Source organism: Leptothrix mechoopdaensis (SeqCode) (assembly GCF_053893855.1).
The window spans coordinates 1,066,993-1,090,716 of the sequence record NZ_CM132699.1; the positions used below are offsets into that span (position 1 = coordinate 1,066,993).

The 23,724-nt window shown below is 69.1% G+C and carries 24 protein-coding genes; 13 read left to right on the top strand and 11 right to left on the bottom strand.

What is annotated here, in order from left to right:
• Window positions 1–9: 9 nt before the first annotated feature.
• Genes ACWA7K_RS04805 through ACWA7K_RS04820 form a run of 4 tightly spaced genes read right to left on the bottom strand, consistent with a single transcriptional unit; the run spans window position 10 to window position 3,917 of the window.
• Window positions 10–750 (bottom strand): phosphoadenylyl-sulfate reductase, encoded by a 741-nt coding sequence (locus ACWA7K_RS04805; RefSeq protein WP_456166163.1) that lies wholly within the window; start codon window positions 748–750, stop codon window positions 10–12.
• Between the two features lie 26 nt (window positions 751–776).
• Window positions 777–1,319: a DUF934 domain-containing protein gene (locus ACWA7K_RS04810; RefSeq protein WP_456166165.1), complete on the bottom strand. Its 543-nt coding sequence runs from the start codon at window positions 1,317–1,319 to the stop codon at window positions 777–779.
• Window positions 1,320–1,360: 41 nt separating this feature from the next.
• Entirely contained in the window at window positions 1,361–3,070 is a 1,710-nt protein-coding gene (locus ACWA7K_RS04815; RefSeq protein ID WP_456166167.1) for a nitrite/sulfite reductase, read from the bottom strand.
• 55 nt (window positions 3,071–3,125) lie between these two features.
• Window positions 3,126–3,917: a sulfite exporter TauE/SafE family protein gene (locus ACWA7K_RS04820; protein WP_456166169.1), complete on the bottom strand. Its 792-nt coding sequence runs from the start codon at window positions 3,915–3,917 to the stop codon at window positions 3,126–3,128.
• Between the two features lie 353 nt (window positions 3,918–4,270).
• Between ACWA7K_RS04820 and ACWA7K_RS04825 the strand changes: the two genes are divergently transcribed.
• Window positions 4,271–5,152 carry a patatin-like phospholipase family protein gene (locus ACWA7K_RS04825; protein WP_456166171.1) on the top strand — a complete coding sequence of 294 codons (882 nt, stop codon included), beginning with the start codon at window positions 4,271–4,273 and terminating at the stop codon, window positions 5,150–5,152.
• 21 nt (window positions 5,153–5,173) lie between these two features.
• Here ACWA7K_RS04825 and ACWA7K_RS04830 read toward each other — a convergent pair whose 3' ends face one another.
• Window positions 5,174–5,671, bottom strand: a complete 498-nt coding sequence (locus ACWA7K_RS04830) for a DUF192 domain-containing protein (protein ID WP_456210366.1) — start codon at window positions 5,669–5,671, stop codon at window positions 5,174–5,176.
• Between the two features lie 101 nt (window positions 5,672–5,772).
• Here ACWA7K_RS04830 and ACWA7K_RS04835 point away from each other — a divergent pair, with 101 nt between their 5' ends.
• From ACWA7K_RS04835 to ACWA7K_RS04875, 9 genes are all read left to right on the top strand, one after another.
• Window positions 5,773–8,181: a heavy metal translocating P-type ATPase gene (locus ACWA7K_RS04835; protein WP_456166175.1), complete on the top strand. Its 2,409-nt coding sequence runs from the start codon at window positions 5,773–5,775 to the stop codon at window positions 8,179–8,181.
• 3 nt (window positions 8,182–8,184) lie between these two features.
• Window positions 8,185–8,412: a cbb3-type cytochrome oxidase assembly protein CcoS gene (ccoS, locus tag ACWA7K_RS04840; protein ID WP_456166177.1), complete on the top strand. Its 228-nt coding sequence runs from the start codon at window positions 8,185–8,187 to the stop codon at window positions 8,410–8,412.
• A 25-nt stretch (window positions 8,413–8,437) separates the two neighbouring features.
• On the top strand, window positions 8,438–9,877 hold the full coding sequence (gene ccoN / locus ACWA7K_RS04845) for a cytochrome-c oxidase, cbb3-type subunit I (protein WP_456166179.1): 1,440 nt from the start codon (window positions 8,438–8,440) through the stop codon (window positions 9,875–9,877).
• A gap of 19 nt (window positions 9,878–9,896) precedes the next feature.
• A complete protein-coding gene (gene ccoO / locus ACWA7K_RS04850) occupies window positions 9,897–10,538 on the top strand; it encodes a cytochrome-c oxidase, cbb3-type subunit II (RefSeq protein WP_456166181.1) in 642 nt (213 codons plus the stop codon).
• Between the two features lie 10 nt (window positions 10,539–10,548).
• Window positions 10,549–10,728, top strand: a complete 180-nt coding sequence (locus ACWA7K_RS04855) for a cbb3-type cytochrome oxidase subunit 3 (protein ID WP_456166183.1) — start codon at window positions 10,549–10,551, stop codon at window positions 10,726–10,728.
• Window positions 10,721–11,665, top strand: a complete 945-nt coding sequence (gene ccoP, locus ACWA7K_RS04860) for a cytochrome-c oxidase, cbb3-type subunit III (protein ID WP_456166185.1) — start codon at window positions 10,721–10,723, stop codon at window positions 11,663–11,665. Before ACWA7K_RS04855 ends, ccoP begins: the two co-directional genes overlap by 8 nt.
• Before the next feature lie 69 nt (window positions 11,666–11,734).
• The gene (gene ccoG, locus ACWA7K_RS04865) at window positions 11,735–13,177 is read left to right on the top strand and encodes a cytochrome c oxidase accessory protein CcoG (protein ID WP_456166187.1); all 1,443 of its coding nucleotides are present in this window, start codon (window positions 11,735–11,737) and stop codon (window positions 13,175–13,177) included.
• Between the two features lie 32 nt (window positions 13,178–13,209).
• Window positions 13,210–13,521 carry a hypothetical protein gene (locus ACWA7K_RS04870; RefSeq protein ID WP_456166189.1) on the top strand — a complete coding sequence of 104 codons (312 nt, stop codon included), beginning with the start codon at window positions 13,210–13,212 and terminating at the stop codon, window positions 13,519–13,521.
• A 23-nt stretch (window positions 13,522–13,544) separates the two neighbouring features.
• Complete coding sequence (locus ACWA7K_RS04875; RefSeq protein WP_456166191.1) at window positions 13,545–13,895, top strand: hypothetical protein; 351 nt, start codon at window positions 13,545–13,547, stop codon at window positions 13,893–13,895.
• Between the two features lie 78 nt (window positions 13,896–13,973).
• On the opposite strand, the gene fnr is transcribed toward ACWA7K_RS04875, so the two are convergent.
• Complete coding sequence (gene fnr, locus ACWA7K_RS04880) at window positions 13,974–14,720, bottom strand: fumarate/nitrate reduction transcriptional regulator Fnr (protein WP_456166193.1); 747 nt, start codon at window positions 14,718–14,720, stop codon at window positions 13,974–13,976.
• Window positions 14,721–14,960: 240 nt separating this feature from the next.
• On the opposite strand from fnr, the gene hemN reads away from it, so the two are divergent.
• The 3 genes from hemN to icd all read left to right on the top strand — a co-directional run bounded on the left by hemN (window position 14,961) and on the right by icd (window position 18,601).
• On the top strand, window positions 14,961–16,355 hold the full coding sequence (hemN, locus tag ACWA7K_RS04885; protein WP_456166195.1) for an oxygen-independent coproporphyrinogen III oxidase: 1,395 nt from the start codon (window positions 14,961–14,963) through the stop codon (window positions 16,353–16,355).
• 85 nt (window positions 16,356–16,440) lie between these two features.
• Window positions 16,441–17,205 carry an urease accessory protein UreH domain-containing protein gene (locus ACWA7K_RS04890; protein WP_456166197.1) on the top strand — a complete coding sequence of 255 codons (765 nt, stop codon included), beginning with the start codon at window positions 16,441–16,443 and terminating at the stop codon, window positions 17,203–17,205.
• Between the two features lie 142 nt (window positions 17,206–17,347).
• Entirely contained in the window at window positions 17,348–18,601 is a 1,254-nt protein-coding gene (gene icd / locus ACWA7K_RS04895) for an NADP-dependent isocitrate dehydrogenase (RefSeq protein ID WP_456166199.1), read from the top strand.
• A gap of 345 nt (window positions 18,602–18,946) precedes the next feature.
• Here icd and ACWA7K_RS04900 read toward each other — a convergent pair whose 3' ends face one another.
• The 5 genes from ACWA7K_RS04900 to ACWA7K_RS04920 are packed head-to-tail and all read right to left on the bottom strand — an operon-like array spanning window position 18,947 to window position 23,705.
• Complete coding sequence (locus ACWA7K_RS04900; protein ID WP_456166201.1) at window positions 18,947–19,978, bottom strand: branched-chain amino acid ABC transporter permease; 1,032 nt, start codon at window positions 19,976–19,978, stop codon at window positions 18,947–18,949.
• A 4-nt stretch (window positions 19,979–19,982) separates the two neighbouring features.
• Complete coding sequence (locus tag ACWA7K_RS04905) at window positions 19,983–20,894, bottom strand: branched-chain amino acid ABC transporter permease (RefSeq protein WP_456166203.1); 912 nt, start codon at window positions 20,892–20,894, stop codon at window positions 19,983–19,985.
• Entirely contained in the window at window positions 20,891–21,637 is a 747-nt protein-coding gene (locus ACWA7K_RS04910) for an ABC transporter ATP-binding protein (protein ID WP_456166205.1), read from the bottom strand. The genes ACWA7K_RS04905 and ACWA7K_RS04910 overlap by 4 nt, the downstream gene beginning before the upstream one ends.
• Window positions 21,634–22,389 (bottom strand): ABC transporter ATP-binding protein, encoded by a 756-nt coding sequence (locus tag ACWA7K_RS04915; protein ID WP_456166207.1) that lies wholly within the window; start codon window positions 22,387–22,389, stop codon window positions 21,634–21,636. The genes ACWA7K_RS04910 and ACWA7K_RS04915 overlap by 4 nt, the downstream gene beginning before the upstream one ends.
• Window positions 22,389–23,705, bottom strand: coding sequence for an ABC transporter substrate-binding protein (locus ACWA7K_RS04920; protein ID WP_456166209.1), 1,317 nt, complete (start codon window positions 23,703–23,705; stop codon window positions 22,389–22,391). The genes ACWA7K_RS04915 and ACWA7K_RS04920 overlap by 1 nt, the downstream gene beginning before the upstream one ends.
• Window positions 23,706–23,724: the final 19 nt, after the last annotated feature.

Sequence of the window (23,724 nt, forward strand, 5' to 3'; positions counted from 1 at the left end):
CCGTGAGCCTCAGGCCTGGCCGGCCTCGGTCTGGTGGACGTGCAGGCCGCATTCCTTGGCGTTCTCGTCCTCCCACCACCAGCGGCCGGCGCGGAAGTCCTCGCCCACCGCGATCTCGCGGGTGCAGGGCGCGCAGCCGATGCTGGGCATGAACTGGTCATGCAGCGGGTTGTACGGAATGCCGTGGCTGGCGATGTAGTGCCAGACGTCGTTCCAGGTCCACTCGATCAGCGGGTTGTACTTGGCGCGGCCGGCGTCGTCGGACTCGACCCGCTGCATGCCGCCGCGGTTGTTGGACTGCTCGCGGCGCAGGCCGGTGATCCAGCCCTGCCGGTCGGCCAGCATGCGCGACAGCGGTTCGAGCTTGCGGATGCCGCAGCAGGCCTTGCGCAGCGCGATGCTCTCGTACATCGCCTTGTCGCCGTGGTCGCGCACGAAGGTGATGACGGCCTCGTTCTTCGGCTCGTAGACCTCGACCTTCAGGCCTTGCGCCGCGTAATGCGACTCCAGCCGGCCGATCAGCGCGACGGTCTCGGCGTGCAGCGCGCCGGTCTGCAGCGTGCCGATGGCGATCGGCAGCGCGTGGCGCTGGATCAGGTCGGTGACGACCATGTCCTCGGCGCCCAGGCTGGTGGCCTGCACGATGGCGCCCGGGTGGGCGGCGGCGGCTTCACGCAGCGTCTCGATGGCCTGCGCGAGGCGGTCTTCATGACCCGGCTTCTGCCGGGCGTACAGGTCGATGGCACCCATGTCGTGACTCCTCTGGCGTGTGCCGATCAGATGGCCGCGCCGGCGTTGACGAAGTCGGCGTCGGTCGACTTCCAGGCCGCGTCGGCCGGGCGCTTGAACAGCGGACGGGTCTCGCTGACGTCGCCCTGGTAGTGGCCGCCGAAGAAGCCCAGGGCCCGTTCGGCCGCCTCGACCGACTGGTCATGGCGCAGCACGACCGCATCGACGCCGCAGCGCTGCAGCAGCGGCAGCATGTCGACCAGCACGTCGCCACGGGCGCGGACCTCGCCGGCATAGCGGTAGCGGCGGCGCAGCAGGCGGGCCTGGCTGTAGGCGCGACCGTCGACCCACTTCGGGAACTCGATGACGACCAGCGCCAGGCGCGGCAGGTCGGCGGCGATGTTCTCGACGTCGTCGGTGTTGGCCAGGATCACGCCGGTGCGCAGGCCGGCCGGCCAGGTGTCGCGCACGGCATGCCACTGTTCCAGCGTCAGCAGCTGGCCGTCGCGGGCGATCGGGTGCGGCGACGGGCCGTCCTCGCCGCCGACGGTGGTCCAGGCGGGGTCGTGGTGGGTGGTGATGAACTTCATGGTCGATCTTTCGGAATCGGGGCTCAGGCTCGGACTCGGGCTCAGGCTTCGGCGCGCGCCGTGGCCGTGCGCTGCGCATTGGCGGCGGCCTTGAACGGGTCGATGCCCAGACGGCGCACCGCGTCGATGAACTTCTCGCCCGACAGGCGCTGGGCGCGGTAGGTGTCGAGGATGGCCTCGACCGCATCGGCGATCTCGCTGGCCGCGAACGACGGGCCGATCACCTTGCCCGGCACGGCCACCGGCGCGTGGTCCGAGCCGTCCGAGCCGCCGAGCGTGACCTGATACCACTCGGTGCCGTCCTTGTCGACGCCGAGGATGCCGATGTGGCCGCTGTGGTGGTGGCCGCAGCTGTTGATGCAGCCGCTGATGTGCAGGTCGATCTCGCCGATGTCGAAGACCTCGTCCAGATCATCGAAACGGGCGGTCAGCTCCTCGGCGACCGGGATCGAGCGGGCATTGGCCAGCGCGCAGAAGTCGCCACCCGGGCAGGCGATCATGTCGGTCACCAGGCCGATGTTGGGCGTCGCGTAGCCGGCGGCCTTGGCGGCCTCGTAGAGCGCCGGCAGGTCGCTGGCGGGCACCCACGGCAGCAGCAGGTTCTGGTCGTGCGTGACGCGCAGCTCGCCGCTGCTGTAGCGGTCGGCCAGGTCGGCGGCCAGGTCCATCTGGACATCGGTCGCGTCGCCCGGGGCCTGACCGGCACGCTTGACCGACAGCGTCACCGCGCGGTAGCCGGCGACCTGGTGGGCGTGCACGTTGCGCTGCAGCCAGCGCCGATAGGCCTGCGGCGCGCTGGTGCTGTCGGCGGCGGCCTCGGCATCGAACTCGGCCCGCGGCGCGACGCCGGCCGGGCGCACGAAGCAGGCGTTGACGCGGTCGAACTCGGCCTGCGGGATGACCTGCGCGTCGGCGTCGGTGTCGTGGGTCAGGATCGCGCGGTACTCGGCCTCGACGGCGTCGAAGAACTTCTGGCCCTCGGCCTTGACGAGGATCTTGATGCGCGCCTTGTAGGCGTTGTCGCGGCGGCCGTAGCGGTTGTAGACCCGCACGATCGCTTCGAGGTAGACAAGGATCTGCTGCCACGGCACGAAGGTGCTGATGACGCTGCCGATGATCGGCGTGCGGCCCATGCCGCCACCGACCTGGACCTGGAAACCGACCTCGCCGGCCGCGTTCTTCACCAGCTTCAGGCCGACGTCATGCCAGCCGATCGCGGCGCGGTCCTCGCGGGCACCGGAGACGGCGATCTTGAACTTGCGCGGCAGGAAGGCGAACTCGGGGTGCAGCGTGCTCCACTGGCGCAGGATCTCGCAGTAGGGGCGCGGATCGATCTCCTCGTCCGCCGCCACGCCGGCCAGCGCATCGCTGGTGATGTTGCGGATGCAGTTGCCGCTGGTCTGGATGCCGTGCATGTCGACCTCGGCCAGACGCTCCATCACGTCGGCGGCCTGGGGCAGCGGGATCCAGTTGTACTGGACGTTCTGGCGCGTCGTGAAGTGGGCGTAGCTGCGGTCGAACTCGCGCGCGATCTGCGCCAGCGTGCGCAGCTGGCGGCTGTTGAGTTCGCCGTAGGGAACGGCCACGCGCAGCATCGGCGCGTGGCGCTGGATGTACCAGCCGTTCTGCAGCCGCAGCGGCCGGAACTCGTCATCGCCGAGCTGGCCGGCGAGGTTGCGGGTCAGCTGATCGCGGAACTGGGCGGCGCGGGCGCGCACGAACTGGCGGTCGAAGTCGGTGTACTGGTACATGGCGGTCGTCGGCGGGAAAGGCGTGTAGGGGGAGCGTCCGGCGGAGCCCGCAGGCTCAGGCGATCAGCAGGATTTTCCGCGCCGCCAGCAGCAGCGCGCAGGACAGGGCCAGGCGGGTCCAGATGTCGGGCAGCAGCTTGGTCAGCTTCGCGCCGAGCCAGATCGCCGGCACCGAGCCGAGCAGCAGCTCGATCAGCAGGGCCCAGTGGACGTTGCCCAGCGTGGCGTGGCCGATGCCGGCCACCAGCGTCAGCGGCACGGCGTGGGCGATGTCGGTGCCGACCAGGCGCGGCGTGGGCAGGCGCGGGTAGAGCAGCAGGATCAGCGTGGCGCCCAGCGCCCCGGCACCGATCGAGCTGAGCGAGACCAGCACGCCCAGGATCAGCCCGCAGGCCAGCGTCAGCCAGGGCCGGCGCGCATCGGTGATCCATCGCTCCAGCCACAGGCCGACGCGGTGCCAGACCGGCCGCAGGATGATGGTCACGGCGGTCAGCACCAGCGCGATGCCGAGCGCGAAGCTCAGCAGGCTGTCGGCCTTCTTGGTGATGCCGACCATGTGCATCCAGGCGGTCGTGCCGATCGAGGCCGGGATGCTGCCGGCCAGCAGCAGCGTGGTGATCTTGTAGTCGACGTGGCCGTGGCGGTGGTGGGCCCAGGAGCCCGAGACCTTGGTCAGGCCGGCAAACCACAGGTCGGTGCCGATGGCGACCGCCTTGTCGAGGTGGAAGACCGAGATCAGCAGCGGCGTCATCAGCGAGCCGCCGCCGACGCCGGTGACGCCGACGATCAGGCCGATGCCGAAGCCGCTCAGGATCGCGATCCAGTCGAAGGGGGGGAGCCAGTCCATGAAATCCAGTCGAGGGTCAGGCCCTCAGGCAGGACGCGCCATCGGACAGGGTCGCGACTCTAAGGACAGCCTTCATATAAACAAACTACTTATTCAGATGATGCTTATGGGTCAGCGGAATATGAGGCGCTTCTGGATCGGGTCGGCGTCACGGACCGGTCCCTAGAATTCGCCGCCATGCATCCCCAAAACCTGACGTTTCCCTTGTCCTTGCCCGTGCCGAAAAGGCCGGCTGGCCGCCTGTTCGGCAGCTGGGCACTCGCGCTGACCCTGTTCGTGACCGGCTGCGCCACCGCGCCGGGCGGGCCGCAGGCGCCGGTCGTTGTCGGTGGGGGCTCGACGGGGGCGGCTCCGTGGTCACCCCGGTCGACGGCGGCGCCTCGGCGCCCGGCCAGGTCGACCCGGTGCCGCCGGTGGTGGTCGTGCCGCCGGTGCCTCCGGTGGTGCCGGCGACGCCCAAGCCGCCGAAGATCGGTCTGGCGCTGGGCGGCGGCGCGGCGCGCGGGTTCGCCCACATCGGCGTGATCCAGGTGCTGGAGGAAAACGGCATCCGCCCGGATCTGGTCGTCGGCACGTCGGCCGGCAGCCTCGTCGCCGCGCTGTATGCGTCCGGCCACAACGGCCAGGCGCTGGCCAGGCTGGCCGACACGATGGACGAGGCCACGATCACCGACTGGTCCTTCCCGCTGCGCGGCGTGATCCGCGGCGAGGCGCTGGCGCGTTATGTCCGCACCCAGACCGGCAGCAAGACGATCGAGCAGATGAAGATGCCGCTGGGCATCGTCGCCACCGACCTCGACGACGGTTCGGGCATCCTGTTCCGGCGCGGCGATGCGGGCACGGCGGTGCGGGCGTCCAGCTCGGTGCCGGCGGTGTTCCAGCCGGTCTCGATCGGCGGTCGCGAATACGTCGACGGTGGCCTCGTGGCGCCCGTGCCGGTGCGTTATGCGCGCCAGATGGGCGCCGACCTCGTCATCGCGGTCGACATCTCGTCGCCGCCCGAAGGCGCCGCCACCGGCGACGCGATGAAGATGCTGCTGCAGACCTTCTCGATCATGGGCCGCAGCATCAACAGCTTCGAGCTGAAGGAGGCCGATGTCGTGCTGCGCCCGAAGCTGACGGGCATCTCCAGCGCCGACTTCTCGGCCCGCAAGCGTTCGATCCAGGCCGGCCGCGACATTGCCGTGGCGATGCTGGCCGAGCTGAAGAACCGGATCCTGGCGAAGACGCGCTGAACGCCGTCCCCGCCGGCCGGCTCACTTCGCGAAGGGCGCGCCGCCGACCTTGTCGCCGGCCTTGAAGCCGCGCTTGGCGAACCAGCCCTGGTTCATCTCCAGCGCGAAGCGCACCGGCTCGCGCGGGCAGTGCGAGGTGTCGGTCTGCGGCGCCATGTCCTCGATGTTGACGATGCGCCCGTCGGCCGCCAGAAAGGCGATCGACAGCGGCAGCAGCGTGTTGCGCATCCAGAAGCAGTGCATGTCCGGGCCCTCGAACACGAACAGCATGCCGTGGTTGGGCGGCATCGTCGGGCGGTTCATCAGGCCGATCTGGCGCTGAGCGGCGTTGCCGGCGACCTCGGCCTCGATGCGGTGCATGCCCAGGCTCAGCTCGATCGTCGGCAACTGCTGGGACTGCGCCAGCGCCGGTGCGGCGATGAGGCTGGCGAGCGCCGCGACCCAGGCCAGCATGGCCCTGCGCAGCCCGTGTGCCAGCCGGCGGGCCGGCGTTGTCTTGATACCGCTCGGGGTAGTCATCTTGATCTGGATCATGTTGAATCGCCGCTGCTGTTTCAGAATGCCCTGGCCGGGTTCATCGGGAACCCGCTGTCGTACCGCCGGTCGTTCCCGTCTGCCCCATGTCCCTGCCCACCGCCAACCCTGCTGCGCTGAACACCGCCGTCCCGGCAGGGGTGTCGGCGCTGACCGAGACCCAGGCGGCGGCGGTCGACGCGCCGGCCACGCTGGCCGTCTGCACGCAATGGCTGGACGGGGCTGACGGCACGCGCACCGGGCGCACCCGGCTGCTGCTGGGCGGGCTGCATTGTGCCGCCTGTGCCGGCGTGATCGAGGGCGCGCTCCAGCGCGTCGACGGGGTCCGGCGTGCCGAAGTCAACGGCACGGCGCAGCGTGCGGTGGTCGACTGGGACCCCGCGCGCACGCGGGTCTCCGAGCTGATCGAGGCGGTGCGCGGGGCCGGCTATGGCGCCTTCCCCGACACCGGCGCCGAGGCCGTCGCGCTGGCGCAGCGCGAGTCGCGCCAGGCGATCTGGCGGCTGTTCGTGGCCGCCTTCTGCATGATGCAGGTGATGATGTACGCGACGCCGGCCTACGTGGCCGAGCCGGGCGACATCAGCGCCGACATGGTCCAGCTGCTGCGCTGGGCCAGCTGGGTGCTCAGCGTGCCGGTCGTGCTGTTCGCCGCCGGACCGTTCTTCCAGGGCGCATGGCGCTCGCTGCGCCAGCGCCGCATCGGCATGGACGTGCCGGTCACGCTGGGCATCGTCGTCACCTTCGTGGCCAGCTCGGCCGCCACCTTCGGCGGCCTGCAGGCGACCCGCGTGATGGGCCACGAGGTCTATTTCGATTCGCTGACCATGTTCGTCAGCTTCCTGCTCGGCGCGCGACTGCTCGAAAGCCGCGCCCGCGCCCGCGCCGCGCAGTCGCTCGACGCCGTCATGCGCCGCCTGCCCGACGCGGTCGAGCGCCTGCTGGCCGATGGCCGCGTCGAACGCGTGCCGGCCGCCGAGCTGGCGCTGGGCGATGTCGTGCGCGTTCACGTCGGCCAGGCCTTCGCCGCCGATGGCGAGGTGATCGACGGCCGCACCCAGGTCGACGAGGCCATGTTGACCGGCGAGTCGCGCCCGGTCGAGCGGGGTCCCGGCGACCGCGTCGCGGCCGGTTGCCTGAACCTGGGTGCGCCGGTGACGCTGCGGGTCACGCAGCTCGGCGCGCAGACCCGCTTCCAGCGCATCGTCGCGCTGGTCGAGCGAGCGCTGACCGAGCGGCCGTCCTTCCTGGTCAGCGCCGACCGCATCGCCGGGCCGTTCCTGTGGGCGGTGCTGGCGCTGGCGATCGGGGCCTACGTCGTGTGGCTGCGCATCGACCCGTCGCGGGCGCTGGAAGTGGCGGTCGCCGTGCTGATCGTGACCTGCCCGTGCGCGCTGTCGCTGGGCGCGCCGGTTGCCTGGCTGGCCGCTGCCGGTGACCTGGCGCGGCGCGGTGTGCTGCTGCAGCGGCTGGATGCGCTGGAGGTGCTGACCCGCGTGCGCCACCTCGTGTTCGACAAGACCGGCACGCTGACCGAGGACCGGCTGTCGCTGGCACAGGCTCAGTCGCTGAGCCACCTCGACGGCGTCGCACCCGAGCGGGTGCGGGCCGTGGCCGATGCGCTGGCCGCCCGTTCGCGTCACCCGCTGGCGCGGGCGCTGGCCGAGGCCGCGTCGACCGTTCCGGCATCGCTGCCGGTGGCCCTGGACGACCTGGCCGAACAGCCCGGTGCCGGCCTGCAGGCCCGTGTCGACGGGCATTCCTGGCGATTGGGCTCGGCCGACTTCTGCGGTGCGGATGCCGACGGCGTCGACCGTCCGGCCGTGTGGCTGGCGGTCGAGGCCGATGCTGCCTGGCGGCCCTTGCTGCGCTTCGAGTTCGACGAGACGCTGCGACCCGATGCCGAGGCTGCCGTGCAGCGCCTGCATGCCGCCGGCCTGCAGACCCGCCTGCTGTCGGGCGACCAGCCCGGCCCGGTCGCCCGCATGGCCGCCCGGCTGGGACTGGGCGCCCACCAGGCCCGCTGCACGCCGCAGGACAAGCTCGATGCCGTCGCCGCGCTGCAGGGGCAGGGCGAGGCGGTGGCGATGGTCGGCGACGGCATCAACGACGCGCCGGTGCTGGCGCGTGCCGATGTCTCGATCGCGATGGGCAGTGCGGCCGCGCTGGCGCAGGCGCGTGCCGATGTCATCGTGCTGTCCGATCGCATCGGCGATCTGGTGCTGCTGCACGACACCGCGCGCCGCACCGTTCGCATCGTGCGTCAGAACCTTGTATGGGCACTGGCCTACAACCTCGTCAGCGTGCCGCTGGCGCTGGTCGGCTGGCTGCCGCCCTGGCTGGCCGGACTGGGCATGGCGCTCAGCTCGCTGCTGGTCGTGCTGAACGGTCTGCGACTCGCACGGCCGGCCGGGAAGGCCGATCAGCACGAGGATGCTGTTCGATCGCCGGTCGGCATCGATCAGCGTCCTGTCATGACGGCGACGTCGGGAACCTGAATCATGGACATCCTCTATCTCCTGATCCCGCTGTCGGTGGTCCTCGTCTTCGGCATCCTGGTCGTGTTCGCCTGGGCGCTGCGCTCGGGCCAGTTCGACGACCTCGAACGCGAGGGCCTGAGGTTGCTGGGCGACGACAACTCACCCGCTTTGGCCGCGCGCGCCACCGGGGTTGATGCGAATCAAGCGGCGCCGTTACGAAGTGACAAAGAATCCGCGCCGAACAGATGACGAATGAGCTTCGAAGGAGCAATCAATGGCAGTGACAACACAGACGGCATCACCCGTCTACAGCGACGGGGTGATCCGGCAATTCGCCCTCGCCTCGATCCTGTGGGGGGTCGTGGGCATGCTGGTGGGCGTGATCATCGCGTCCCAGCTGGCGTGGCCTGAACTCAACTTCGGCATCCCGTGGCTCAGCTACGGGCGCCTGCGCCCGCTGCACACCAATGCAGTGATCTTCGCCTTCGGCGGCTGCGTGCTGTTCGCGACCAGCTACCACGTGGTGCAGCGCACCTGCCAGACCCGGCTGTTCCTGCCGGCGCTGGCCCAGTTCACCTTCTGGGGCTGGCAACTGGTGATCCTGCTGGCGGCCATCTCGCTGCCGCTGGGCTTCACCTCGGGCAAGGAATACGCCGAACTCGAATGGCCGATCGACATCCTGATCGCCGTCGTGTGGGTGTCCTACGCGATCGTGTTCTTCGGCACCGTCGGCACCCGCAAGGTCCGTCACATCTACGTGGCGAACTGGTTCTTCGGCGCCTTCATCATCGCGGTGGCCCTGCTGCACATCGTCAACAGCGCGGCCATCCCGGTCAGCCTGACGAAGAGCTACTCGGCCTATGCCGGCGTGCAGGACGCGATGGTCCAGTGGTGGTACGGCCACAACGCGGTGGGCTTCTTCCTGACCGCCGGCTTCCTGGGGATCATGTACTACTACATCCCCAAGCAGGCCGAACGCCCGGTGTATTCGTACCGCCTGTCGATCGTCCACTTCTGGGCGCTGATCTTCACCTACATGTGGGCGGGTCCGCACCACCTGCACTACACCGCGCTGCCGGACTGGGCCCAGTCGATCGGCATGATCTTCTCGCTGGTGCTGCTCGCGCCGAGCTGGGGCGGCATGATCAACGGGATCATGACCCTCTCGGGTGCCTGGCACAAGCTGCGTGACGACCCGATCCTGAAGTTCCTCATCGTGTCGCTGTCGTTCTACGGCATGTCGACCTTCGAGGGCCCGATGATGTCGATCAAGACGGTCAACGCGCTGTCCCACTACACCGACTGGACCGTCGGCCACGTGCACTCCGGCGCGCTGGGCTGGGTCGGCCTGGTGTCGATGGGCGCCCTGTACTACCTGATCCCGCGCCTGTTCGGCCGCAAGGCGATGTACAGCGTGCGCGCCATCGAGCTGCACTTCTGGGTCGCCACGATCGGCATCGTCCTCTACATCGCCGCGATGTGGATCGCCGGTGTCATGCAGGGCCTGATGTGGCGTGCGACGAACCCCGACGGCACGCTGGTCTACAGCTTCGTCGAGAGCGTCAAGGCGACCTATCCCTTCTACGTGATCCGCGTCGTCGGCGGCCTGCTCTACCTGGGCGGCATGCTGATCATGGCCTGGAACACCGTGATGACCGTGCGCAACGGTCGTGTCGAGCCCGCGCCCATCCCCCTGGCCGCGGCCCACGCCTGAGGCGCAAGGAGCACAACACATGGCAAACACACACAAGCCCGCGAGCGGTCACGAGAAGATCGAGACCAGCAACTTCCTGATGATCGTGCTGGTCCTGCTGACCGTCATCTGGGGTGGCATCGTCGAGATCGTGCCGCTGTTCTTCCAGCGTTCCACGACCCAGCCGGTCGAGGGCCTGAAGCCCTACACGGCGCTGCAGCTGGCCGGTCGCGACGTCTACATCCGCGAGGGTTGCTACAACTGCCACTCGCAGATGATCCGTCCGTTCCGCGCCGAGACGCTGCGCTACGGCGACTACTCCAAGGCCGGCGAATTCGTCTACGACCACCCGTTCCAGTGGGGCTCCAAGCGCACCGGTCCGGACCTGCACCGCGTCGGCGGCAAGTACAGCGACGACTGGCATCGCATCCACCTGAACAACCCGCGTGACCTGGTCCCCGAGTCCAACATGCCGGCTTACTCGTGGCTCAACACCGGCACCGTCAACCCGGCCGACATGGCCCCGAAGATGAAGGCCCTGCGCATCGTCGGCGTCCCGTACACGGACGACGAGATCGCCAAGGCCGCCGACGAGGTCAAGGGCAAGACCGAGATGGATGCCGTGGTCGCCTACCTGCAGGTCATGGGCACGGCCGGCGCCAACGCCGCGCCGGCCAAGTGAGGAGTCCGACATGGAAGCCGATCTGAACACCCTGCGCAGCCTGGTGACCCTGCTGTCCTTCGCGGGTTTCCTGGCCATCGTGGTCTGGGCCTACTCGCGTCGCAACCGTTCGTCCTTCGACGAGGCCGCCCAGCTGCCTTTCCTCGACGACGAAGCCCTGCAAGCCAACAAGGGAGCCACCCATGAGTGACTTCATCTCCAGTGGCTGGTCACTGTTCGTGGCCGCCCTCACGATCGTGGGACTGCTGCTCTGCCTGGTCCTGCTGGTCATCGCCAGCCGTCGTCAGGTGATGGCCGACGACAACACCACCGGTCACGTCTGGGACGGTGATCTGCGTGAGCTGAACAACCCGCTGCCGCGCTGGTGGATGGGCCTGTTCGTGATCACCGTGGTGTTCGCGGGCCTCTACCTGGCGCTCTACCCGGGCCTGGGCAGTTCGGCAGGCACGCTCAAGTGGTCCAGTGCCGACCAGCTCCAGAAGGAGCAGGACAAGGCGAAGGAAGCCCTGTCGAAGGTCTATGCGCAGTTCAAGGACCAGCCGGTCGAGGCACTGGCCGCGAACCCGCAGGCCCAGGGCATCGGCGAGCGCCTGTTCGTCAACAACTGCGCCGGTTGCCACGGCTCCGACGGTCGCGGCAGCAAGGGCTTTCCGAACCTCGCCGACGGCGATTGGCTCGGTGGCGACGGTGGTCTGGACTACATCGCCAAGACCATCGCCGAAGGCCGTCAGGGCATGATGCCGCCGATGGCGGCGGCGGTCGGCACGCCCGAGGACGTCAAGAACGTCGCCAACTACGTGCTGAGCCTGTCGGGCAGCCCGCACAACAACATCGCCGCCCAGCTGGGCAAGGCCAAGTTCGGTGTCTGCGCGGCCTGCCACGGCCCCGAAGGCAAGGGCACGCCGGCGATGGGTGCGCCCAACCTGACCGACAAGGTCTGGCTGCATGGTTGGGGCGAGGACGCCATCGTCGCGATGGTCACCAACGGCAAGACCAACGTGATGCCGCAGCACGCCTCGCGCCTGACGCCCGATCAGATCCGCGTGCTGGCCGCCTATGTCTGGAGCCTGTCGCACAAGGGCCCGAAGACCGCGCTGGCCGACACGCCGGTCACCCCGCGTCAGTGATGCACTGACCCCGCGCCCGGTCGCCGTCTTCGGTGCCTGGGCGCGTTCCGTTGATCGACCACCGCCTGCATGACCGACCACCCCGCGCCCGCCCCGACGAACCCCGAACTGCCGGTCAAGATGGTCTCCTTGTACGAGAAGACCCGGAAGATCTATCCGAAGGCCGTCACCGGCCTGTTCGTCAAGTGGCGCTGGCTGCTGGTCTGGCTGACCCAGGTCGTCTTCTACGGGCTGCCGTGGCTGAGCTGGAACGACCGCCAGGCGGTGTTGTTCGACCTCGGCTCGCGGCGCTTCTACATCTTCGGTCTGGTGCTCTATCCGCAGGACTTCATCTACCTGACGGGCATCCTGATCGTCTCGGCCTACGCGCTGTTCCTGTTCACCGCGCTGGCCGGCCGGCTGTGGTGCGGCTATGCCTGCCCGCAGACCGTCTACACCGAGATCTTCCTGTGGTTCGAGAAGAAGTTCGAGGGTGACCGCGCCGCGCGCATGAAGCTCGATGCCGGTCCGTGGACCGGCGAGAAGTGGCTGCGCAAGGGCGGCAAGCAGCTCGCCTGGATCACCTTCGCGCTGTGGACCGGCTTCACCTTCGTCGGCTACTTCACCCCCGTGCGCGAACTCGCCGTGTCGGCCGTGACGCTCGGCTTCGGCCCTTGGGAATGGTTCTGGGTGCTGTTCTACGGTTTCGCCACCTACGGCAATGCCGGCTACATGCGCGAGCAGGTCTGCAAGTACATGTGCCCGTACGCGCGCTTCCAGAGCGCGATGTTCGACCGCGACACGCTCATCATCACCTACGACGCCGCACGCGGCGAACCGCGTGGCTCGCGCAGCAAGAAGGCCGATCCGAAGACGCTGGGCCTGGGTGCCTGCGTCGACTGCAACCTGTGCGTGCAGGTCTGCCCCACCGGCATCGACATCCGCAAGGGCCTGCAGTACGAGTGCATCGGCTGCGCCGCCTGCGTCGACGTCTGCGACGGCGTGATGGACAAGATGGGCTACGAGCGCGGCCTCGTGCGCTACACGACCGAGAACGGCCTCGAAGCCGGCTGGACCCGCGCGCAGATGTGGCGCCGGGCGCTGCGGCCGCGCGTGCTGGTCTACACCGCCATCCTGTTCCTGATCGTGGCCGCGCTGGGCATCAGCCTGGCGCTGCGCTCCCCGTTCAAGGTCGACGTGGTGCGCGACCGGGCCTCGCTGGCGCGGCTGGTCGACGATGGCGCGATCGAGAACATCTACCGCCTGCAGATCATGAACACGACCGAGTCGACGCAGACCTATCGCGTCGACGCCGGCGGGATCGAGGGCCTGTCGGCCGCCATCGACGGCGAGCTGCGGGTCGGTCCGGCCGAGGCCCGCTGGATCACCGTTGCCGTCCGGCTCGATGCGCTGCAAGCCCAGCGGGCCGGCAGCGGCAGCCACCCGATCCACTTCGACATCCAGCGCCTGCCCGACGGCGCCGGCGCGCCGGTCAGCCTGCGCGAGAAGTCCACCTTCCTCGTGCCGCGCTGAAACGCGTCGCACCGAACACCCGGAGAACACCGATGTCCCAAGCCCATGCCCCCGCCGCGCCTGCCCTTGCCCCTGTCGCCACCCGCAGCGCGCGTCGCGTCTGGTGGCGCGAGCCGATGATGTGGCTGGTGCTGGGCGGTCCGGCCATCGTGGTCGCGGCCAGCTTCGTGACGCTGGCCATCGCGATCACGCATCCGGATCCGGTGCTCGACACGCGCGCCAGCAGCGTCGCCGCCGACGATGTCGAGAACGGCGCCCACACCGGTGACCACGCCGGCAACCTGCCGGCGATGCAGGCCCGCAACCACGCGGCGACCGGCGGCAAGCCCGAAGGCGTCAAGTGAGCGGGTCGGCCGGTTCCCGTCCGATGCCCGACCGGGGCGAGGACAGCGACTTCGACAGCTCCGAGCTGGCCGCGCCCGACGACGTGCGCGCCGCGCCGGTCGCCCTGACCGGCTTCGGCCGCCGCGCGCTCGCAGTGCTGTGGCCGGCCTTCCTGATGGCCGGCGTGCTCGAGATGCTGGTCTTCGCCTTCGTCGACCCGCAGGCGCTGCACTGGCTCGGCGGCGCCCCGGTCGACATGGACCGCAAGGCCGTCTACTCGATCGCCTTCTTCCTGTTCTGGGTCGTGCTGGGCCTGTCCGGCGCCATCACCCAGCTGCTGCTGCGCGAGCCCGCCACCGACGGCGACCTCGCGACCCGACGGCGCTTCCCCTGAATCGCGCCAGCCCCGTGGCAGACGTGAAAACGGCGACCCGAAGGTCGCCGTCGTCGTCTTGGGGCAGGGTGCTTCAGCTCAACAGGCGGCGCCGTTGACGACGCGTTGCAGGGCGTCCTGGTCGAGGATCCGGATGTCGCGCTGCTTCACTTCGAGGATGCCCTCGTCCTGGAACTTCGAGAAGGTCCGGCTGACCGTCTCCAGCTTCAGGCCCAGGTAGCTGCCGATCTCCTCGCGCGTCATGCGCAGGACCAGCGCCGAAGCCGAAAAGCCGCGCGCCTGCAGGCGCTGCGTCAGGTTGAGCAGGAAGGCGGCCAGGCGCTCTTCGGCCCGCATGCTGCCCAGCAGCAGCATGACGCCGTGGTCGCGCACGATCTCGCGGCTCATGATCTTGTGGAACTGGTGCTGCAGCAGCGTGAACTCGCGCGACAGGTGTTCGAGCTGGCCGTACGGGATCATGCAGACCTGCGAGTCCTCCAGCGCGACGGCGTCGCAGGAATGGCGGTCGTTGCTGATGCCGTCCAGGCCGATCAGCTCGCCGGCCATCTGGAAGCCGGTGACCTGCTCGCGGCCGTCCGAGGCTGACACGACGGTCTTGAAGAAGCCGGTGCGCACGGCGTACAGCGCGGCGAAGTCGTCGCCGGCGTGGAACAGGCTCTCGCCACGCTTGACGCTGCGACGGGTGCTGATGATGTTGTCCAGCGAGACCAGCTCGTCCTCGGACAGGCCCACGGGCAGGCACAGCTCGCGCAGGTTGCAGGCCGAGCACGCCACCTTCAGCGCATTGAGCGGGGACGACGGGGTGGCGGTAGCTTCGTGGATCATGGTCCGGTTCCTGTTCGGTGGCGGAGGCGCCACAGTATGCACGCCCCCGCACACTGGCTTGGGTTTTGATGCGTGTCGCGATCAGGGGATTCTTGACCCGGCCCTCCGCACGCGGCTTGAGGCAGGTCAAGTCCGGACGGCGGATGCGCGGCACAGTGGGACGCCATGCACACCATGACTTCCGGTCCGCTGGCTGCCGAGGCGGCTGCCACGTCCAACCCGTTCCACGGAGATGCCGACATGCCCCAGCCCCCTGCGCTGAGCGACGACCTGCTGCGGCGCATGGACCGGCCGGGCCCGCGCTACACGTCCTACCCGACGGCCGACCGCTTCGTCGAGGCCTACACCGCCGAACACTACCGCCAGGCGCTGGCCCAGCGCGCCAGCGGCGCCATCGGCGCGGCCGGCGGCCCGCTGTCGCTGTACGTGCACGTGCCGTTCTGCGAGTCGGTCTGCTACTACTGCGCCTGCAACAAGATCGTCACCAAGGACCACGGCCGCGCGTCGGCCTACATCGACGCGCTGGCGCACGAGGCCTCGCTGGTCACCGACGTGCTCGGCCGCGGCCATTCGGTCACGCAGCTGCATTTCGGTGGCGGCACGCCGACATTCCTCGACGACGGCGAGCTCGACCGCCTGATGGGCATCCTGCGCCGCCACTTCACGATCGAGCCGCGCGGCGAGTATTCGATCGAGATCGACCCGCGCACCGTCACCCGCGCGCGCCTGAAGCACCTGGCCGACCTCGGCTTCAACCGCCTGTCCTATGGCGTGCAGGACTTCGACGGCGAGGTCCAGAAGGCCGTTCACCGGATCCAGCCCTACGAGCAGGTCGAGGCGCTGATGAACGATGCCCGCGATCTGGGCTTCCAGTCCATCAACGTCGACCTGATCTACGGCCTGCCGCGCCAGACGCCCGAGAGCTACGCCCGCACGATCCGCCAGGTCGCCACATTGCGCCCGGACCGCATCGCGATGTACGGCTACGCACACCTGCCGCAGCGTTTCAAGCCGCAGCGCCGCATCGTCTCCGAGGAACTGCCGACCGGCGCGCAGCGCATCGGCATGCTGTCGCAGGCCATCAGCGGCTTCATCGCGCACGGCTACCAGTACATCGGCATGGACCACTTCGCGCTGCCCGAGGATTCGCTCGCGCAGGCCAAGCGCCAGGGCCGTCTGCACCGCAACTTCCAGGGCTACAGCACCCAGGCCGACTGCGACCTGATCGCGCTGGGCGTCTCGGCCATCGGCCGCGTCGGTGCCAGCTACAGCCAGAACGCCAAGACGCTGGACGAGTACTACGACGCCCTGAACCGCAACGAGCTGCCGATCGTGCGCGGCCTGTCGCTGACCCGCGACGACCTGGTCCGGCGCGCCGTGATCATGGCCATCATGTGCCACGGCCGGCTGAGCTACGAGTCGGTCTCGCTGGCCCACCTGATCGACGTCAGAAGCTACTTCGGCGCGGAACTGGAGGCCGTCGAAGGGCTGGCCGAGGACGGCCTCGTCACCATCGATGCCGACGGCTTCGAGCTGACCGCCCTGGGCTGGTACTTCGTGCGCTCGGTGGCGATGGTGTTCGACAAGCACCTGCGTGCCGACCTGTCGCGCGAACGCTTCTCGCGCGTGATCTGACGACCCGGGTCCTTCAAGCCGCCAGGCCATCACGCGGTCTGGGCGGTCTGGACGGCCTGACGCCTGCTCGCCCGACAATCTCCCGATGAGCCTGACCCTCGCCGCTTCCGCCGCCCTGATGGGCCTGGCCGGCTCGCTGCACTGCGCCGGCATGTGCAGCGCGGCCTGCACCGCCGTGGCCGGGCGCTGCACCCCGGACCGGCCGGGGCAGGGCACCACGGCGGTGCTGGCCGGCCGGCTGATCGCCTACGCGGCGGCCGGCGCGCTGGTTGCCACGGCGGCGGCCGGGCTGCGCTGGCTGGGCGAAGGGGTCGGCTGGCTGCGGCCGGTCTGGTCCGCCCTGCAACTGGCGCTGCTGGTGCTCGGCCTGTGGCTGCTGGTGCGTGGGCGCATGCCGGCGGCGGTGCAGGGCTGGATCGAGTCGCTCGGCCAGCCGCGTTCGCCCGAACAGGTCGGCGACGGCGGCTGGCAGCGCATCCGCATCCAGCGACGTCTGCCCGGCGGGCTGAAGGCCGGCGCGCTCGGCCTGCTCTGGCCCGTCATCCCATGCGGCCTGCTGCACGGCGCGCTGCTGGTGGCCTCGATGGCATCGGGTCCGCTGGCCGGTGCCGGCGTCATGGCCGCCTTCGCGCTGGCCAGCAGCGTCGGCCTGGTCGCCGGTCCGGCGTTGTGGTTCCGGCTGCGGCCGCTGCTGGCGCGGGGTCGTGACGAGGGGCATGACGCGGGCGGCGCGGCAGTCGACGATGGCGGCGCCCTGGCGCTGCGCCTGGCCGGCGCCATGCTGGTTGCCAGCGTCGGCTGGACACTCGGCCACGGCCTGCTCGAACCGCTGCAGGCCTGGTGCGCCTGAGCCGGTCGGGCACACGGCTTGCACGCAGGGCGCACGCGCATCGTCGCCGGGGCCACAGGCTGTCAAGTCCACGACAGAGTGCCTGCCCTAGAATCGCTTTCCCCTGAGAAATCACCCTACCGAATCACACGGAGTCGGCCACATGTACCAACACATCCAGGTGCCCGCCGGGGGCCAGAAGATCACCGTCAACGCTGACTTCTCGCTCAACGTCCCCAGCAATCCCATCATTCCCTACATCGAGGGTGACGGCACCGGTTTCGACATCACGCCCGTCATGCTCAAGGTGGTCGACGCCGCCGTCGCCAAGGCCTACGGCGGCGCGCGCAAGATCCACTGGATGGAGATCTACGCCGGCGAGAAGGCCACCAAGGTCTACGGCCCGGACGTGTGGCTGCCCGCCGAATCGCTCGAGGTGCTCAAGGAGTACGTCGTGTCGATCAAGGGCCCGCTGACCACCCCCGTCGGTGGCGGCATCCGCTCGCTGAACGTCGCGCTGCGCCAGGAACTCGACCTCTACGTCTGCCTGCGCCCGGTGCAGTACTTCAAGGGCGTGCCTTCGCCCGTGAAGGAACCCGAGAAGATCAACATGGTCATCTTCCGCGAGAACTCGGAAGACATCTACGCCGGCGTCGAATGGGAAGCCGAGAGCGAGAAGGCCAAGAAGGTCATCAAGTTCCTGATCGAGGAAATGGGCGTCAAGAAGATCCGTTTCCCCGACACCTCCGGCATCGGCGTCAAGCCGGTCTCGCGCGAGGGCACCGAGCGCCTTGTGCGCAAGGCCATCCAGTACGCGATCGACAACGACAAGCCCAACGTGACCATCGTGCACAAGGGCAACATCATGAAGTTCACCGAAGGTGGCTTCCGTGACTGGTCGTATGCCCTGGCCCAGCGCGAGTTCGGCGCCGAGCTGATCGACGGCGGCCCGTGGTGCAAGTTCAAGAACCCGAAGACGGGCCGCGAGATCATCGTCAAGGACTCCATCGCCGACGCCTTCCTGCAGCAGATCCTGCTGCGCCCGGCCGAGTACAGCGTGATCGCCACGCTGAACCTCAACGGCGACTACATCTCCGACGCGCTGGCCGCCCAGGTCGGTGGCATCGGCATCGCCCCGGGTGCCAACCTGTCCGACTCGGTCGCCTGCTTCGAAGCCACCCACGGCACCGCGCCGAAGTACGCCGGCAAGGACTACGTCAACCCCGGCTCCGAGATCCTCTCGGCCGAGATGATGCTGCGCCACATGGGCTGGACCGAAGCCGCCGACCTGATCATCGCGTCGATGGAGCGCTCCATCGCCAGCAAGAAGGTCACCTACGACTTCGCCCGCCTGATGGACGGCGCCACCCAGGTGTCCTGCTCGGGCTTCGGTCAGGTGATGATCGACCACATGTGATGCGGTCTCGGGACGTCCCAGGACGTCCCGATTTGCCGATTTCGGAACCCCAGTTCGTTGATTCGACTGGGGTTTTTGTTTTGGGGGATTCCAGGCGGTTTGTTGACATCCCGGCGAGGCAGGGCCAGATTCGGGGCCATCATGGGGCCACGGCTTCGGCCAAGTCATCGTCATGCGACACGTCAACTATGTCCTCAAGCCCTTGGTGATCGACCACGCCAAGCCGCGTGAGAAAGGCTATGCACTGACTGTCAGGTCGTGCAGCGACATACGGCTGAAGGTGGTTGGCGGCATTTGCAAGGCGGTTTGCAGGGACTGATGTTCGCCGACCAGTTCTGCATCGGATCAAGCCCGGCCGTGTCGCGGTCCGCTGTCTAGCCGGTACCCCACCGGCAGCAACTGCACACCGAAGCGCCGTTCCACCGTCCCCCAGATGCCGCGAGGCAGCAGCAGCGCGAACAGCACGGCCACACAGCCCAGGCCGATCAGGTAGGTCACGCCGGCAGCACCGAACAGCGTCTCGATGGTGAAGAACAGCAGTGCCCCGAGGATCGGGCCCTCGTAGGTGCCGATGCCGCCGACCAGCACCATGAACAGCATGTAGGCGGTCCACTGCACGCTGAAGTAGGTCTTGGGCTGGAAGGTCACCGAGGTCGCCAGCCACAGCGCGCCCGCCGCCGCGCAGCCGAAGGCCGACAGCACAAAGAGCATGCGCTTGGTGGCAAAGACCTTCACGCCGACCGACGCGGCGGCTTCCTCGCTGTCGCGGATGGCCTGCAGGGCACTGCCGACGCGGCTGCGCAGCAGGCCAAAGACGCACCAGGCCAGTCCGGCCATGGTGGCCAGGGCCAGCCAGTAGGTGATCAGGCGGCGCTCGTCGGACCCGTAGCGCTGCAGCGCGATCAGCGAGGTGCCGGTCTCGCCCTGCACCAGCGTGTCGAGGTTGACCAGCAGGTGCGCCAGCGCGGCCACCACCCACATGCCGATGGCGAACTCGCCGCCCTTGAGCCGCAGCATGAAGGACGAGATCGGCACCGACAGCAGCGCGACCAGCAGGGCCGCGACGAACAGCGCGGGGTAGGGGCTCAGACCCGCATCGGCAAGGCGGACGGCGGCATAGGCGCCGAGCCCGAAGAAGGCCTGGTGGCCCACCGACACCAGGCCGGCGTAGCCCGCCAGCGCGTTCCACATCAAGGCCAGGATGCCGTAGATAAACAGCGTGGTCAGGCGGTCCACCAGGCCCGGCGGCAGCAGCCAGGGCGCGCAGGCCAGGGCCAGCTGGGCCAGCACTACGGCGGCCACCGAGGCCCGCGACAGCGGGGTCCAGCGTTCGACCCGGGCGTGTGCCGAAGGTCGGGAGTCGTTCGTGTCGATCATGTCGTCAGGCCGAGCGGGTGGAGGTGAGCCGGAGGGCGAGCTGGAGGACCAGCCGAAGAGGGCGGCCAGCCAGCAGCAGGCGGGCCAGCAGCACGAGCAGGAACAGCACGTGGCCGGCGATCAGGAAGCCCTGGGTGTGGACCTGGGCGCCCAGGCTCTGCGCCACGCCGAGCGCGATGCCGCCGGCCAGCGTGCCCCAGAGCGAGCCGGCGCCGCCGATCATCACGGCCTCGAAGGCAAAGATCAGCTGCGGGCCGCCGGCATACGGGTCGACCGAGGCCCGCATCGCCAGGAAGGTGCCGGCGATGGCCACCAGCATCATCGCGATGGCCGTGGCCACGGCATTGACGGCGGTGGCGTTGACGCCGACCAGCTGCGCGGTGTCCGGGTCGTCGGCGACCGCGCGGATGCGCCGGCCCAGCGCCGTGTGGGCCAGCATCAGGTGCAGGCCGCCGAGCAGCAGCACGGCCAGACCGAAGGTCAGCAGCGCCAGGTGGCCGAGCATGAAGTCGCCGACCTCCAGGCCGTCGTAGGCCAGGGTGTCGATGCTGGTGGCGAGCGAACGCGTGTCGGCACCGAAGGCGCTGAACATCGTGTTGTCGAGCACCACCGCCAGCCCGAAGGTCGCCAGGATGGGCACCAGCTCGCCGGCTCGAGCGCTGCGTTCGAGCACCAGCTTCTGCAGCAGCCAGCCCAGCAGGGCCATGGCCGGCATCACCAGCAGCAGGCCGAGAAAGGGGTGCACCTCGTGCCGTTCGGCCAGCGTCAGCACGGCATAGGCGGCGACCACCGCCAGGCTGCCGTGGGCCAGGTTGATGATGCGCATCACCCCGAACATGAAGGACAGGCCGCAGGCCAGCAACGCGTAGTAGCCGCCGAGCAGGATGCCCTGCAGGATCTGGTTCAGCCAGGTCATGCGACCTCCGTGGATGGGGCGGCCCGTCGATGGCCGAAGTAGTGGTCCATGACCTCCTCGCGGGTCATGTCGGCGGTGCGGCCGCTGGCCACCACCTGACCTTCGAGGATGCAGGCGATGTGGTCGGACGAGGCGAAGGTGCGCTGCAGGTCCTGCTCGACCAGCACCAGCGTGATGCCGCTGGCCATCAGGCCCGCCAGCGAGTCGTAGACGCCCTGCACGGCAGCCGGCGACAACCCCAGCGAGACCTCGTCGAGCAGCAGCAGGCGCGGGTTGGTCATCAGCGCACGACCGATGGCGACGGCCTGCTGCTGGCCGCCCGACAGCGATCCGGCCGGGGCCTTGAGCTTGGGCTTGAGCTGCGGGAAGGCGTCGACCACGCGGTCGAGATCCCAGGTTCCGAACTGACCGCCTGACCGGCCGGCCGAACGGGCGACACGCAGGTTGTCGGCCACGCTCATGCTGTTGAACAGCTTGCGGCCTTCGGGCACCAGCGCGATGCCTTCGGCCGCGCGCCGGTGGGCGCTCATCGACGTGATGTCCTGCCCGTCGAACACGATGCGGCCCGCCGATGCCGGGTGGATGCCGGCCAGCGTGCGCAGCAGCGTGGTCTTGCCCGCGCCATTGGCGCCGACCAGCGCGAGCCGTTCGCCGGCCCGCAGCACGAGGTCGATGCCGCGCACGGCCTTGAGCAGCCCGTGGCGGGCTTCCAGGCCTTCGACCTTCAACAGCGCATCGCTCATCGCTGGCCTCCCAGGTAGGCGTCCACCACGGTCGCGTCGGACAGCACCGCATCCGGGCTGCCATCCGCGATGATCCTGCCGTCGGCCATGCAGACCAGCCGGCGGGCGACCTGCACCAGCACATGCACGATGTGCTCGATCCAGACGATGGTGATGCCGCGCGCATGCAGCGTGCGGATGGTGTGGACCAGCTCCTCGGCCTCGCCATCGGTCAGCCCGCCGCCGATCTCGTCGAGCAGCAGCACGGCCGGGTCGGTGGCCAGCGCGCGGGTCAGCTCCAGCCGCTTGCGGTCGAGCAGGCCGAGCGTCTCGGCGCGCCGGTTGGCCACGGCCGACATGCCGCACAGCGCGATCGCGTCGGCGGCGCGGTCGTAGGACGCCTGTCCCCGGAAGCCACCGCCCTGCGTCGCGGCGGTCAGCACGTTCTCGAACACCGTCATGCCGCCAAAGGGGCGCGGCACCTGGTGGCTGCGGGCAACGCCTTGTCGGCAGCGCGTGGCGGCGTCCTGCCGCGTGACGTCGTGGCCGCGCAGCCAGACCCGGCCGGCACTGGCCGGCAGCGTGCCCGACAGCGTGGCCAGCAGCGTCGTCTTGCCCGCGCCGTTCGGGCCGACGATGCCGATGGCCTCGCCCGCGCGGACATCGAAGTCCACGCCGTGCAGCACCGTGTGGGCGCCGAAGCGCTTGACGACGCCACGGGCCGACAGCAGCACGTTGGACTGGGATGTGGAAGGGGAAGGCGTCGGCGTCATCACGAGGCGTAGGGCTTGATCTTGGCGGTCACCGGCACGCTGCGGTCGTTGACGTTCTCGGTGATGACGTAGTCGAGCTTGTGCTTCGATCCGGCCGGTGCCTTGACCCATTGCGCGCCGATCATCTGCGTGGCCGACACGTTGGGCACGGGGCCCTTGGTGAAGTCGAGCGGACCCATCATCGTCGTGGTCTTCAGCGTGGCGATGGCGCGGGCGACGACCGCCTTGTCCTTCGGGTTGCTGGCCGACTTGAGCACGGCGACGCCGGCATCGAGCAGCGACATCGTCGCGCCCAGTTGCTGGCTCCACTGCTTGCCCGAAGCCTGCTCGTAGCCATCGGCCAGTTGCACGCCCGACAGGCCGGTCAGCGCCGACTTGTAGGGGAAGGTCTTGTGCCAGTAGGCGCACACCGAGATGTTGTGGCCCAGCGGGCCGAGCACCTCGATGGTCGGCGCGAACAGGCCGGTCTTGGCCACCTGCACGACCTTCATGTTCTTGGCCAGGCCCTGCTGCGCGGCCTGGCGCCAGAAGGTCGCGAAGTCCGGCGGGATCGGGAAGCTCAGCAGGATCTCGCACTTCTCGGCCTTGAACTTGGCGATCTGGGCCGAGAAGTCGGTCGTGCCGGTTTCGTAGGGGCCGCCGTCGATCAGCGTGTAGCCGGCCTTCTGCAGCTGCGGCAGCATGGCCGCGCGGATCGCGTTGCCATCGGCATCGTTGGGCAACAAGGCCGCAACGCGCTTGTTGTTCGGCACCAGCGCCCATTGCGACACGTAGGAGTTGACGAACTCCGCGACGCCAAACGAGAACAGGTAGGTCCACTTGAACGGCGAGGGCTCGCCCGGCTTGGCGCCGCGACCGAAGTAGAAGGCCTCCCACGGCATGATGGTCGCCAGGCAGGGCACGCCGGCGGCCTCGCAGGCATCGGAGACCGGGTTGACCACCTCGGGCGTCGACGTGGTCAGCATCAGGTCGATCCTGTCGTCGTTGATCAGGGCCTTGGCGAGCTGGCTGGCGCGGGCCGGATCGGACTGCGTGTCGCGGTCCAGGATCTCGACCTTCCAGGTCTTGCCGCCGATGCTGATGCCCGATGCCAGTGCCTTGCGGGCGAGTGCCAGCACATGGCCGTCGCCTTCGCCGAAGCTGCCCAGCGGGCCGGTGCGCGGGCTGATGAAACCGACCTTGAGCGTGTCGCTGCCCTGGGCGCGCAGCACGCCGGGGCTGACCAGCGCGAGGCCGGCCGCACCGGCGGCGCCGAGCAGTTGGCGGCGCGAGGCGGGCAGGGCGTTCAGGTCGATGGCAAGGGTCTTGTCGTTCATGGGTGTCTCCTGTGGATGA

What these genes read in the sequence shown, in the direction of transcription:
- ACWA7K_RS04820 (WP_456166169.1), bottom strand. Translation starts at nt 3,917, where the DNA reads ATGGACTGGCTCCCCCCCTTCGACTGGATCGCGATCCTGAGCGGCTTC.
- ccoG (WP_456166187.1), top strand. Translation starts at nt 11,735, where the DNA reads ATGACCGACCACCCCGCGCCCGCCCCGACGAACCCCGAACTGCCGGTC.
- ACWA7K_RS04915 (WP_456166207.1), bottom strand. Translation starts at nt 22,389, where the DNA reads ATGACGCCGACGCCTTCCCCTTCCACATCCCAGTCCAACGTGCTGCTG.
- ccoS (WP_456166177.1), top strand. Translation starts at nt 8,185, where the DNA reads ATGGACATCCTCTATCTCCTGATCCCGCTGTCGGTGGTCCTCGTCTTC.
- ccoP (WP_456166185.1), top strand. Translation starts at nt 10,721, where the DNA reads ATGAGTGACTTCATCTCCAGTGGCTGGTCACTGTTCGTGGCCGCCCTC.
- ACWA7K_RS04905 (WP_456166203.1), bottom strand. Translation starts at nt 20,894, where the DNA reads ATGACCTGGCTGAACCAGATCCTGCAGGGCATCCTGCTCGGCGGCTAC.
- ACWA7K_RS04810 (WP_456166165.1), bottom strand. Translation starts at nt 1,319, where the DNA reads ATGAAGTTCATCACCACCCACCACGACCCCGCCTGGACCACCGTCGGC.
- ccoN (WP_456166179.1), top strand. Translation starts at nt 8,438, where the DNA reads ATGGCAGTGACAACACAGACGGCATCACCCGTCTACAGCGACGGGGTG.
- ACWA7K_RS04835 (WP_456166175.1), top strand. Translation starts at nt 5,773, where the DNA reads ATGTCCCTGCCCACCGCCAACCCTGCTGCGCTGAACACCGCCGTCCCG.
- ACWA7K_RS04805 (WP_456166163.1), bottom strand. Translation starts at nt 750, where the DNA reads ATGGGTGCCATCGACCTGTACGCCCGGCAGAAGCCGGGTCATGAAGAC.
- ACWA7K_RS04910 (WP_456166205.1), bottom strand. Translation starts at nt 21,637, where the DNA reads ATGAGCGATGCGCTGTTGAAGGTCGAAGGCCTGGAAGCCCGCCACGGG.
- icd (WP_456166199.1), top strand. Translation starts at nt 17,348, where the DNA reads ATGTACCAACACATCCAGGTGCCCGCCGGGGGCCAGAAGATCACCGTC.
- ACWA7K_RS04815 (WP_456166167.1), bottom strand. Translation starts at nt 3,070, where the DNA reads ATGTACCAGTACACCGACTTCGACCGCCAGTTCGTGCGCGCCCGCGCC.
- fnr (WP_456166193.1), bottom strand. Translation starts at nt 14,720, where the DNA reads ATGATCCACGAAGCTACCGCCACCCCGTCGTCCCCGCTCAATGCGCTG.
- ACWA7K_RS04855 (WP_456166183.1), top strand. Translation starts at nt 10,549, where the DNA reads ATGGAAGCCGATCTGAACACCCTGCGCAGCCTGGTGACCCTGCTGTCC.
- ACWA7K_RS04900 (WP_456166201.1), bottom strand. Translation starts at nt 19,978, where the DNA reads ATGATCGACACGAACGACTCCCGACCTTCGGCACACGCCCGGGTCGAA.
- ccoO (WP_456166181.1), top strand. Translation starts at nt 9,897, where the DNA reads ATGGCAAACACACACAAGCCCGCGAGCGGTCACGAGAAGATCGAGACC.
- ACWA7K_RS04875 (WP_456166191.1), top strand. Translation starts at nt 13,545, where the DNA reads ATGCCCGACCGGGGCGAGGACAGCGACTTCGACAGCTCCGAGCTGGCC.
- ACWA7K_RS04920 (WP_456166209.1), bottom strand. Translation starts at nt 23,705, where the DNA reads ATGAACGACAAGACCCTTGCCATCGACCTGAACGCCCTGCCCGCCTCG.
- ACWA7K_RS04890 (WP_456166197.1), top strand. Translation starts at nt 16,441, where the DNA reads ATGAGCCTGACCCTCGCCGCTTCCGCCGCCCTGATGGGCCTGGCCGGC.
- hemN (WP_456166195.1), top strand. Translation starts at nt 14,961, where the DNA reads ATGCCCCAGCCCCCTGCGCTGAGCGACGACCTGCTGCGGCGCATGGAC.
- ACWA7K_RS04870 (WP_456166189.1), top strand. Translation starts at nt 13,210, where the DNA reads ATGTCCCAAGCCCATGCCCCCGCCGCGCCTGCCCTTGCCCCTGTCGCC.
- ACWA7K_RS04830 (WP_456210366.1), bottom strand. Translation starts at nt 5,671, where the DNA reads ATGACTACCCCGAGCGGTATCAAGACAACGCCGGCCCGCCGGCTGGCA.